Genomic DNA, 11,450 nt, shown 5'->3' with positions numbered 1-11,450 from the left:
CAAACTCTTCAGTTTAATATCTATGCGGTTCTTACCCGCCACCCGAAAGTGACAGAAGCGAACCAAACTTGGCTCAAGGTTCAAACGAATTCATTTCAATTTACATTGTCATGACCGCTTGCCTTGATATTTGGTGATTTGTCACCAACGTCAGCAAGCGCCCACATGAATTACCTGATCAAATTGTTAAAGAGCTGTTTCGCTACGATGACTGCTTGAGCCACCTTACAAACCGTTGAACTGGCTTGCCTCAGCGAGGAAGGCGTATTCTACGCATTTCCTGATGTTTGTCAATCGCTTTTTTTAGCGAGTGAAGCGAGCGATATAGACTGCTCTAACCTCCTGACAAACCAAGGCTTTTACACCTTATGCACCGCTGGTAACGCTTGGCGTCCCCGGCAGCGGATGCGTACTTTAAGGCCTCACTATCAAGATAGCAAGTAAAAGAAGTTATTGCGTATAAAAAAGCGGCAGAAGGTTGCCCTTCTGCCGCAAACCACCGATCAGAACGCCTGACCAGAGAGTGCCCGTTGGCGCAACTTACCTCACGCCATCAGTAGTCGACGCTTCTAAATCTCAAACCCCAAGCCAAAATCTTCGCTGGAGATAGCCATTAGGCTGGAAGCGCCGGATTGAATCATCTGCGCATGCGCCTTGGTACGCGGCAGTAACCGCTGGTAATAGAAGCGCGCAGTATTCAACTTAGCGGTGTAGAAGGCTTTATCGTCACCCTCTAAAGAAGCAGACGCCTGTTTGGCCGCGCGGGCAAATAAGTATGCTAGCGTGACGTAGCCCGAATACATAAGGTAATCAACACTCGCCGCGCCTACTTCTTCGCGGTCTTGCATTGCCTTCATGCCTACCCCCATAGTCAGCTCGCCCCACTCTGCATTGAGCTTAGCCAGCGGCTCGACAAACTCTTCAAGTGCAGGGTTGTCGGCTTCAGCTTTACAGAACTTATGGATCTCTTTGGTGAAGACCTTCAGCGATTCACCCTGACTCATGAGTACTTTACGGCCCAGCAGATCAAGCGCCTGGATACCGGTAGTACCTTCATAAAGCCGAGTAATGCGAGCATCGCGCACCAATTGCTCCATGCCCCACTCTTTAATGAAGCCATGACCGCCGTAAATCTGTACGCCCTCGTTGGTACTTTCAAAACCCACTTCGGTCAGGAAAGCTTTAACAATAGGCGTTAGCAAGCCAAGCAGGGTTTCAGCGTGATCGCGCTCTTCACCCGGCTCTCCATGCTCAACCACATCGAGCATTTGCGCGGTGTAAAGCACCAGCATACGCCCACCTTCGGCGAAGGCTTTCTGGGTCAGCAGCATGCGGCGAACATCGGGATGGACGATAATTGGGTCAGCGGGCTTTTCAGGCGCCTGCTTACCCGATAAGCCGCGCATCTGTATGCGGTCACGCGCATAACTCAATGAATTCTGAAAACTGGCTTCAATCAAACCCAGCCCTTGAATGCCCACGCCGAGACGCGCTGCGTTCATCATGGTGAACATGCACGCCAGCCCTTTATTGGGCGGCCCCACCAAATAACCGGTTGCGCCATCGAAGTTCATCACACAGGTGGCATTACCGTGAATACCCATCTTGTGCTCAAGCGATCCACAGGTGACGCCGTTGCGCTCTCCCACATCACCCTGGGCATCGGGTAAGAATTTAGGCACTACAAACAGCGATATACCTTTTGAGCCTTCCGGCGCATCCGGCAGCTTCGCCAACACCAAATGAACGATATTTTCAGCCAGATTATGCTCACCAGCAGAGATAAAGATTTTGGTGCCGGTAATTGCATAAGCGTCGCCATCGGCAGGCACCGCTCGCGTCTTGATCAAACCTAGGTCGGTACCGCAGTGCGACTCAGTTAGGCACATGGTGCCTGTCCATACCCCTTCAACCAGCTTGGTGAGGTACGTGGCTTTTTGCTCGTCGGTGCCATGGTGCTTCAGCGCATCGGCCGCGCCATGAGAGAGCCCTGGGTACATACCCCAAGCCAGGTTAGTCGCACAGATCATTTCCGATAGCAGCATCGCCAATGAAGGCGGCAGGCCCTGGCCACCATGAGCAGGATCAGCTGCCAGGCTCGGCCAGCCGCCTTCTACGTACTGCTGGTAGGCCTCTTTAAAACCGTTAGGCGCTTTAACTTCGCCCCCCTCTAACAGGCAGCCCTCTTCATCACCACTCTGATTGATCGGCAGCAGTACGTCACGGGCGAAGCGTGCGCCCTCTTCTAGAATTGCACTCACCACATCCGGCGATGCATCGTCACCACTGGGTAGACGCGCGTAGTGGGCGGGGTAATCAAGCATTTCGTCCATAACGAAACGCATATCACGAATAGGGGCCTGATAGCTGGGCATCGCATCTCTCCTGAAATAAGGGGTTGAAAGCCAATCAGAGTATTTTGACAGCAGACTTTCAAACACATGTTTGAAAACTAGCGCGAGCACCACGCAGAGTCAAGCGAGCGTTTGAATTTAGCCTTAAAACACTCTAGAACTTTGGTCGCCCAACCGATAATCCCCTGACACTATTAATAAAAAACTCGCCAGCCAAAAGCCAGCGAGTCATCATATTTCCCACTTTCTACTTACCCATCACTTACTGCATGCGAATGCCGCCGTCTAAACGGATCAACTCGCCGTTCAGCATCGGGTTGGTAATAATCTGCTCGGCTAATTGTGCAAATTCATCCGGCTTACCCAAGCGCTTAGGAAAAGGCACGGCGGCCGCTAGCGCCTGGGCAGCCTCGTCGGGAATTTCACTCATCATTGGCGTTTCAAATACACCCGGGGCAATGGCCATGACGCGAATAGCATGGCGCGATAACTCACGGGCGGCAGGAAGGCTCATCCCTACAACGCCCGCTTTAGAAGCACTGTAAGCACACTGCCCTACCTGACCATCAAAAGCGGCGATAGAAGCGGTATTAATAATCACCCCACGCTCACCACTCTCATTAGGCGCATTTCTAGCCATCGCGGCAGCCGCGAGACGCATAACGTTAAAAGTGCCGATCAGGTTGATATTGATCGTTTTAGCGTAGCTATCTAAATCTGCCGGATTCCCCTCTCGATCCACCAGCTTGGCCACGCTAACTACGCCAGCACAGTGGACCACCCCCGAAAGCCCACGCCCGCCACCCATCGCTACCGCTTTATCGACAGCCTGCTGCATTTGTTCAGCTGAGGTGATGTCCGCCAGACACGCTTGAGCTTGTTCTCCCAACTGCTCAGCATGGGTTTTGACACTATCGTTTAGGTCGCATAAAACCACGCGAGCACCTGCGGCAACTAATCGCTCAGCGGTTGCAGCCCCTAGCCCCGAAGCGGCACCGGTAATTAAAAACGTACTATCCTTAACCTGCATAACCGTATTCCCTTTAATCGCTGTCACTAGACGTTGAATTAGTCGCTTGTCTTGGCATCTTCTACCGCCTGGGCGCGCAATTTAAAGCGCTGAATCTTACCGCTGGGGGTTTTAGGCAGCTCATCGACAAACTCAATAATGCGCGGGAAAGCATGGGTTGATAGCCGCTCGCGCACCCGCTGCTTAATCTCATCAGCCAGCTCGTTACTCGCCTCATAGCCTTCGCGCAGCACGATATACGATTTGATCACCTCGCCGCGAATCTCGTCCGGCTGCCCCACGGCTGCCGATTCAGCCACTGCAGGGTGTGTCATCACACTGTTCTCGACATCCGTTGGCCCGACGCGATAACCCGCCGTGGTAATAATATCGTCGTCACGCCCGGCAAATTGAAAGGTGCCGTCTTCGTTACGAATCACCACATCGCCGGTCAGGTAATAACCCTCTACAAAGGGGTTTTTCTCTTGCCAGGTATAGCCCTGGAAGAAGTGCGCTGGTGAATTTTTGATATCCACAGCAAGAACACCCGGCTCTCCAGCAGGCAGCTCTTTATACTCCGCATCCAAAATCGCCAGCCGATAACCCGGCATCGGAACGCCCATCGCGCCCACATGCTTGAGGTGATCAAGGGAATGGTGGTTATTGCACGTCATACCGGTTTCAGTTTGACCGTAATGATCCATAACCGGACAGCCCAGCGACTTCTCAACCCAAGTCACTACCTCCGTGTTTAAAGGCTCACCCGCCGAACTAGCCGCACGCAGCTCAAGCGTTTCATGGGCGTTATCAAACAGGCCTGATGCCTTCATCAATCGGTAAGCCGTCGGCGCCGCGGCAAAATTAGTAATGCGATGGCGCTTCATAAACGCCAGCGCCCCTTCGGCGCTAAACCCTGCCTCGCAAAAATGCGTCGTCACACCGAGCAACAGTGGCCCGGTGATCGCATAGTAAAGGCCATAGGCCCAGCCCGGGTCGGCCATATTCCAGAAACGGTCGTCATCACGCAGATCAATGGCCAGCTCCATATAGATCGCAAAGGCGGTCATACCCGCCAACGGTACGGCAACGCCTTTAGGCTTGCCCACGGTACCGGAGGTGAACATTTGCAAAAACGGCGCTTCAGGGGGAAGCCTTGGTGGCTTGTCACTCATTGACGTGTACGTCAACGCTGCTTGCCAATCATGATCTTCAGCATGCTCGCTTGTCGCGCCACCTACGGCCAGAACCGGCGGGCACTGGCTGAGGCCATCAAACTTATAGCGATTGGCGTGATCGGTAATCACTAGCTTGGTATCCGCTCGCCCCAATCGATAGTCCACTGCATCAGGCCCAAAAGCAGTAAACAGCGGCTGATAAACCGCGCCAATACGCCATGTGGCGAGCACTGCAATCAATAATTGTGGTGACCGCGGCAGCATGCAGGCAATGCGGTCGCCTTTACCCAACCCTTGGGATACAAACCATCCCGCTAACTTCGCACTCTGCTCATCCAGCTCGGCGTAGGTCAGGGTATGCATGTTGCCTTCGATGTCTTCCTGCACCAGCGCCAGCACCTCGCCGCGCCCCTCGCGCACATGGCGCCCACAGCAAGCTTCATAGGCATTCAGCAAGCCGTCCTGGTGATCATCCAGACGAGCAATTACGCTATCTACGGAAAAATCATTGAGGTATTGGTGATAGTCGGGCAGTGATTGTGATGTCGCTGTCATGATGGCTCTCTTGTGTTATTGGAAATGAGCTCGTAGTAAGAATAGGCACAAGCAGTATTGTTATATTTATCCGTTGACGTTAACGTAAGCTTAAAGATAATAGCAACGCTAAAAGCAATCGGCGCAGAGAGCAAGCACTGTTATAAATTGTCGCGCTAGACGTTAGTCGAAGTCTCTGTTATCAAGGCATCAAGCAGAGGTAGGCATAATCATGGCAACAAGCTCATCAGCGAGGTCATCAGGCGAACGTGGGCCGTTGGGATCATACCAGCGAACCGTCCAGTTGAGCGCCCCCAGGACAAATCGCGAGACAAGAAAGCGGTCACCATGGATCAACCCGGCTTCCAACGCATCATCAATAACAGCGACCCAAAGCGCCTCATAAGCATCGCGTAGATGGCTCAAATGAGCACTCGCCGCAGGATCAAGGCGACGCCATTCGAAAAGCGCCACCACATGGGCATTGCGGTCGGTAAATAGCGTTTCGAGATGAGCACGGGCCATGGCACGCAACCGCATCTCAGGCTCGTCAGCACACTCAGCGAGGGCTTTGCGGGCAATTGCCAAGGCATTTTGGGTGCCCTCTTCGATAACCGCGGCGAGGATTTCCTGCTTATCTTTAAAATGGTGAAACAAGCTACCGGACTTAATACCCATTTCCTGCGCCAGCATACGCACCGTTGTGCGATCAAAGCCCTCTTGGACAAATAGCTGAGCAGCGAGGCGCGTCAATTCCTTGCGGCGAGGGGATGCATTAATTACATTCATGTCATTTACACTAGCGCTTGCTTGGTTACTCTGGAGAGAACCACAGCACCGTCTACGGGTCAACGTATCACCGACTACTTGGCAAGATAATCACAATAAACCTGAAGGAGATTGGCCATGAGCAACCCCACCGATGTGGTATTTCTAGCCGCCAAACGCACGCCGATGGGCGGCATGATGGGCAGTCTGGCGAGCATGACAGCACCCGAGCTTGGTGCGGTCGCCATCAAAGCAGCAATTGAAGCGTCAGGCATAGACCCTGCCGCTATCAGCGAGGGCATTATGGGCTGCGTACTGCCTGCAGGCGTTAAACAGGGCCCAGCACGTCAGGCAATGCGACAGGCGGGCATTCCCGATGCCAATGGCGCCACGACGATCAATAAGCTGTGCGGCTCGGGCATGAAAGCGACGATGCTTGCCCATGATTTAATCAAGGCCGGCAGTGGCGATATTTTACTGGCGGGCGGCATGGAGTCGATGTCTAACGCCCCTCACGTGCTAACCAAGGCGCGCGGCGGCTATCGTCTGGGCCACGGCGAACTCAAAGACCATATGTTTTTGGATGGGCTGGAGGATGCCGAAACGGGCAAACTAATGGGTGTGTTTGCTCAGGATGTGGCCTCGGATCGCGGTTATACCCGCGAGCGCCTGGATGACTTTGCCATAGCCTCCCTTGAGCGCGCCATGACCGCTACTAACGCAGGCCACTTAAGCACCGAGATGGCACCCGTTATGGTCACCTCTCGTCAGGGCGAAACCCTGGTCGAGCATGATGAACAGCCCTTCCAAGCCAAACTCGATAAAATCCGCCAGCTTCGCCCTGCTTTTGCCAAAGACGGAACGATTACCGCCGCCAATGCCAGCTCAATTTCCGACGGCGCTTCGGCACTTATCCTGGCCAGCCAAACAGCAGCCGATCAGCACGGTATTAAGCCACTTGCGCGCATGCTGGGTCACTCGACACACTCGCAACACCCGAGCGAATTCACCATTGCGCCGGTGGGGGCGATTGAGAAGCTGATGAAGAAGCTAGGCTGGGGCGTTAATGACGTTGATCTATTCGAAATTAACGAAGCCTTCGCGGTGGTGACACTGATGGCCATGGATGACTTGGGTCTGCCCCATGACAAGGTCAATGTGTTTGGTGGCGCCTGCGCCCAAGGCCACCCTATAGGCTCTACCGGCTCGCGCATTATCGCCACACTGATTCACGCCCTGCGCACTAAAGGCGGCAAACGCGGCATTGCTAGCTTATGCATTGGCGGCGGCGAAGCAACGGCAGTGGCCGTCGAGCTCATCGACTGATTGCGATCTTTGATGACATCTCTTTATATGGCAAACGCCCTGGCACTATTACTCCGCCAGGGCGTCTAGCTACGACTTAGCCAAACAGCGGCAAACAACCAACCTAGCCCCAGCATTGGAAGCGACCAGCGATGAAACTCCATCAGCATCCCCGGCTGGCGAGCTAATCGCAGCGCGATTAAATTAGCCATCGAGCCAATCACTAATCCAAAACCACCCACGCTGACACCCCAGGCGAGCGGCTCCCACTCACTCTGCTGGGCAAGAACCAGGGTTGCCGGTACGTTGGATAAAACCTGTGAGAGCAGCACGCCAACACTGGTATCTCCACCCGGCCATTGACTCATTGCGTTCATCGCCTGCTGAACGACGCTCAACTCACCGATCACACTCAAATTGACAAACATTAAGACAAATACGACTAACAGCAGCCAATCGATACTGAACACGGCACGGCGCGCCACGATCAACATCACCAGCAGAACGCCTGCCATTGCCGGAGCCGCCCAGCCCATTTCAACCGCCATTAAAAACAGCGGATAACCAATTAACGCAGTCCAGAGGGGCGTTTTTCGCCGCACCGTTTGCCCAGCGGCGACTGCATCCAAGCGTATTGATGCTTTCGGGAAAGCGAAGGGAATAAGCAGTAAAAGCAGCAGCATCAAGCCTACCCCCAAGGGCAGCATGATGGCTAAAAATTCACCAAAGCTGACGCCTGAAAGCTGCCATAAATAGAGGTTTTGCGGATTACCGATGGGACTAAGTGACGACCCTGCATTCACCGCCAGCGCCTCAAACACAATCAAGCGTGCGGTGGGTAGCGTTGCCACTGCAGCTAAGCTGAGCGTCAGCGGTACCACAATAAACAGCGCCACATCGTTGGTGACCACCGCCGAGAGTAGCGCCGAAAACATGACCAGCCCAACTGCCAGACGACGCTCGCCACGCAAGTGGGCTAATAGCCGACGCCCCCAGAAGGCTAGATAGCCACTTAGCTCTAACGCTCTACTGAGCACCATCAGCCCCGTCAACACCGCCAGGGTCGTCCAATGAACCCGTTCAGCCATCTCGCTAAGTGACTGAGGTTCCAGCCAACACAAAACGACCCATAGCACGCTCATTGCGAGCAGCATAGGGTCGTTCAGAAAACGCTGAATAAATAAACTGACGGGGGCCAGTGCCCTCTTGGTTACCAACACGCTACATGATGCTCAGAGAAAATCGCATGATAGCGTTAACTGACGCTGAGTAAACGTAAATTGCTCACCTCAGTATGCTAAGCGGGAGTCATTATGCTGTCTTGACGGCGAGCTTGAGTATCCGCCAAGGCGACGTCTTGGTGGCTAAGCTGCTCCCATTCGGGATATTCGGCGTACTCTTCACCCACTTCAGCCAAGCGTGAGTCTTTATCCACCACGCTGAATTGGCCAGCATACTCACGCATCTGCAAGGCTTCCTGGGACAGCACCTCTGCGCTCTGGGCTGCCTGATTAACTAAACGCATGGTGTCCTGGGTAGTGGTATCGATCTGGGCAACCGCTAGGTTGACCTCTTCAATGCCTCGCCGCTGCTCCTCAGAGGCATGGGTGATTTGCGTCATTAGCGTATCTACATTGCTCGCTGCCTGCATGATCGCCCGAGTATGCTCACCGGCCTGTTGCGACAACACGCTACCCTGCTGGACACTCGCACTCGACGCTTCGATACGCGTCCGGATCTCACTGGCGGCACTGGCACTGCGGGTTGCCAGCGCACGCACTTCATTAGCCACCACCGCGAATCCACGCCCGTGCTCTCCTGCACGCGCCGCCTCAACCGAGGCATTGAGCGCTAAAATATTGGTTTGGAAGGCAATGCTTTCAATCATACGAATGATGCTTTGAATCTCTTCGGAGTGATTATTGATCGCTTCCATAGTGGCGATAAACTGGCTAATCACCTCATCACCCTGCCGCGCTTTGTGGGATACATCCGCCGTTGATTGATTAACATGCGCTGCGCTTTCAGCATTTTGATTCACCGTGGCGGTTAGCTGCTCCAAGCTCGCCGCCATTTGCTGCAAGGCTGATACTTGAGTGTCGGTTTGGCTCGCCAGAAGCTGGTTCTGCTCGGTCATCTCCTGACTATTGCTATACACCTGCTGGCTACTCGCATTGAGTCGATTAACAGTCGCTGTCAACGATTGCTGCATCTTACTCAGTTCACTAAACAGCTGACCAATTTCGTTGGATGAGTGTGCTGTTACCGGCGCTGACAGATCCCCGTTAGCAATGCGCTGGAAGTGGCCAGTGATCGTTTTCAGCGGACGAAGCACGTTTTTACGTACGCCCCAGACCACCACTGTTACCACCAGTAGCGAAGCGCCAAGTGCCGCAATCACCCCACAAAACAGCACCGATGACACCTGTTCAAAACGCATGAGCAAGGCGTTACCGCGCTGGTTGGAAGCGGCAAAAAAGCTCTCAGCACTCTCTACAAACCGCTGACTGCTATCATCTACCCGCGACTCACCCGAAAGAAAACCAGGCACATCGCGCTCTTCAAGCATCATCATCTGTAGACTGAGATTATTATTAAAGAAAGATCGATAGTTAGCGGCTAACTGATCAACCAGCGCCTGCTGATCTTGATCAAAACTACTAGAGGTAAATCGATTGAAATGCTCAGACGCCTCATCAAGCAACCTCTGCGCCTCCTCCATAAGCGGTTCGGGGCGATCAAACGAAGGGGTACGGATTAACTCCGCCGCCCGATTCATCTGAATTCGCGCACGTAGTAGCTGGGTGTAAGCGCCATCTAGCTCGCGAATTTGCGCCATGTCTCTTTCATGCAGCGACGTGAATGCTTCACGGCCAAAATGGTTGGCGAAAAGTCCCAGTGCACCAATGACGAGAACCAAACCACTGAACGCAACTAGCACGAGCGTCCAGCTTGCTTTAACGCTTAAGTTATTGATCCATTTCATATCGCCCCCCTCTTTCAGTAAGATTAATCAGACGTGTGTAGGGGCAGCCAAAGCTGCAGACGACGACGAATCTCTAATAGCGCCTGCTCGTAAGCATCTGGTTTGCCGATCAGGCGAGGGTCACGAATATCCCAGAACAACACCTCACCCGACTTACCTTGCCATTCACGGCAGGCTTGCTGGGCCTTGTCGCACAGCACAATGACAAAATCGAAGGCTTCGCTTTCAAACTCATCCAACGACTTACTGCGCAAGCCTTCGGTGGGCAGCCCCTGCTTGCGCAACGCTTCAAGGGTCAATGCATGGGGTTCATCCGGTTCAGAACCGGCACTAAATGCTTCAAAACGATCACCCGCCAAATGGCGAAGCAGCGCCTCTCCCATCAACGACCGTGCAGAATTCGCATTGCAGAGAAATAACACGCGGCGCTTTGACATAAATAAACAGCCTCTTATTTGATTGATGGCTATCAATTTACGCTGGGATCATGACGGCATTGTTGCAGTTGGCAGGCTGCGCTGGAAATATACGGTAAAACATATATCATGGAACAACTAACCGACCATAGCTTGAACAGGCAGAACCTAATGTCCCAACTCGAAGATTTACCCAACATAGACGCTGAACTCTTTGAGCCACCCAGCTGCGAGCGGCTGGGTATCCCACAAGGCGCTGAGCACGCGCCGAAAATATTGTTGCTATATGGCTCCCTACGTGAACGTTCCTTCAGCCGTTTGGCGGTTGAAGAAGCCGCACGTTTACTCAATGCCATGGGCGCCGAAACACGCATCTTTGACCCTAGAGGATTGCCGCTGCCGGATGGTGAGGATGCCAGCCACCCCAAAGTCGACGAGCTGCGCCAGCTGGCCCAATGGGCCGAAGGGATGGTGTGGTGTTCACCCGAACGCCACGGCGCGATGACCGGCATCATGAAAACGCAAATAGACTGGATTCCACTTGCTCTAGGCGGCGTACGCCCAACCCAAGGCAAGACATTGGCTGTCATGCAGGTGTGCGGCGGGTCGCAATCTTTCAACACCGTCAACCAACTGCGTATTTTGGGGCGTTGGATGCGTATGCTGACAATCCCTAATCAATCGTCCGTACCCAAAGCGTTTATGGAGTTTGATGATAACGACCGCATGAAAGCCTCCCCTTTTTATGATCGTATCGTCGACGTCATGGAAGAGTTGGTGAAATTCACGCTGTTAGTGCGTGACCGCAGCGAGTTGCTCACCGATCGTTACTCCGAGCGCAAAGAGAGCGCGGAAGAACTCTCCAAGCGGGTTAATCAACGCGCCATCTAATTAGGAGCATCC

Annotated in this window: 9 protein-coding genes; 2 read left to right on the top strand and 7 right to left on the bottom strand. The window is 53.6% G+C overall.

Annotated features, from left to right (window positions below):
* Positions 1-569 precede the first annotated feature (569 nt).
* From A6R74_RS06805 to A6R74_RS06790, 4 genes are all read right to left on the bottom strand, one after another.
* Positions 570-2,375: an acyl-CoA dehydrogenase C-terminal domain-containing protein gene (locus A6R74_RS06805; RefSeq protein ID WP_064233696.1), complete on the bottom strand. Its 1,806-nt coding sequence runs from the start codon at positions 2,373-2,375 to the stop codon at positions 570-572.
* A gap of 241 nt (positions 2,376-2,616) precedes the next feature.
* Complete coding sequence (locus A6R74_RS06800; protein WP_064233695.1) at positions 2,617-3,384, bottom strand: SDR family NAD(P)-dependent oxidoreductase; 768 nt, start codon at positions 3,382-3,384, stop codon at positions 2,617-2,619.
* A gap of 38 nt (positions 3,385-3,422) precedes the next feature.
* Positions 3,423-5,093 carry an AMP-binding protein gene (locus A6R74_RS06795; RefSeq protein ID WP_064233694.1) on the bottom strand — a complete coding sequence of 557 codons (1,671 nt, stop codon included), beginning with the start codon at positions 5,091-5,093 and terminating at the stop codon, positions 3,423-3,425.
* 189 nt (positions 5,094-5,282) lie between these two features.
* Positions 5,283-5,861, bottom strand: a complete 579-nt coding sequence (locus A6R74_RS06790) for a TetR/AcrR family transcriptional regulator (protein ID WP_064233693.1) — start codon at positions 5,859-5,861, stop codon at positions 5,283-5,285.
* Between the two features lie 117 nt (positions 5,862-5,978).
* On the opposite strand from A6R74_RS06790, the gene A6R74_RS06785 reads away from it, so the two are divergent.
* Positions 5,979-7,166 (top strand): acetyl-CoA C-acyltransferase, encoded by a 1,188-nt coding sequence (locus A6R74_RS06785; RefSeq protein ID WP_064233692.1) that lies wholly within the window; start codon positions 5,979-5,981, stop codon positions 7,164-7,166.
* A 65-nt stretch (positions 7,167-7,231) separates the two neighbouring features.
* Here the strand turns inward: A6R74_RS06785 and A6R74_RS06780 are convergent, their stop codons facing one another.
* The 3 genes from A6R74_RS06780 to A6R74_RS06770 form a co-directional block, all read right to left on the bottom strand.
* On the bottom strand, positions 7,232-8,365 hold the full coding sequence (locus tag A6R74_RS06780) for an SLC13 family permease (RefSeq protein ID WP_240488183.1): 1,134 nt from the start codon (positions 8,363-8,365) through the stop codon (positions 7,232-7,234).
* Between the two features lie 77 nt (positions 8,366-8,442).
* Positions 8,443-10,131, bottom strand: a complete 1,689-nt coding sequence (locus A6R74_RS06775) for a methyl-accepting chemotaxis protein (protein WP_064233691.1) — start codon at positions 10,129-10,131, stop codon at positions 8,443-8,445.
* Positions 10,132-10,154: 23 nt separating this feature from the next.
* Positions 10,155-10,568 carry an arsenate reductase ArsC gene (locus A6R74_RS06770; RefSeq protein ID WP_064233690.1) on the bottom strand — a complete coding sequence of 138 codons (414 nt, stop codon included), beginning with the start codon at positions 10,566-10,568 and terminating at the stop codon, positions 10,155-10,157.
* Positions 10,569-10,718: 150 nt separating this feature from the next.
* Between A6R74_RS06770 and arsH the strand changes: the two genes are divergently transcribed.
* Positions 10,719-11,438 carry an arsenical resistance protein ArsH gene (gene arsH, locus A6R74_RS06765; protein WP_064233689.1) on the top strand — a complete coding sequence of 240 codons (720 nt, stop codon included), beginning with the start codon at positions 10,719-10,721 and terminating at the stop codon, positions 11,436-11,438.
* Positions 11,439-11,450: the final 12 nt, after the last annotated feature.

It is taken from the genome of Halomonas sp. ALS9 (assembly GCF_001651035.1).
In the GTDB taxonomy this organism is placed as follows: Bacteria; Pseudomonadota; Gammaproteobacteria; order Pseudomonadales; family Halomonadaceae; genus Vreelandella.
The sequence above is the reverse complement of the archived record's forward strand: the minus strand, read 5'-3'. Positions and strand labels throughout refer to the sequence as shown.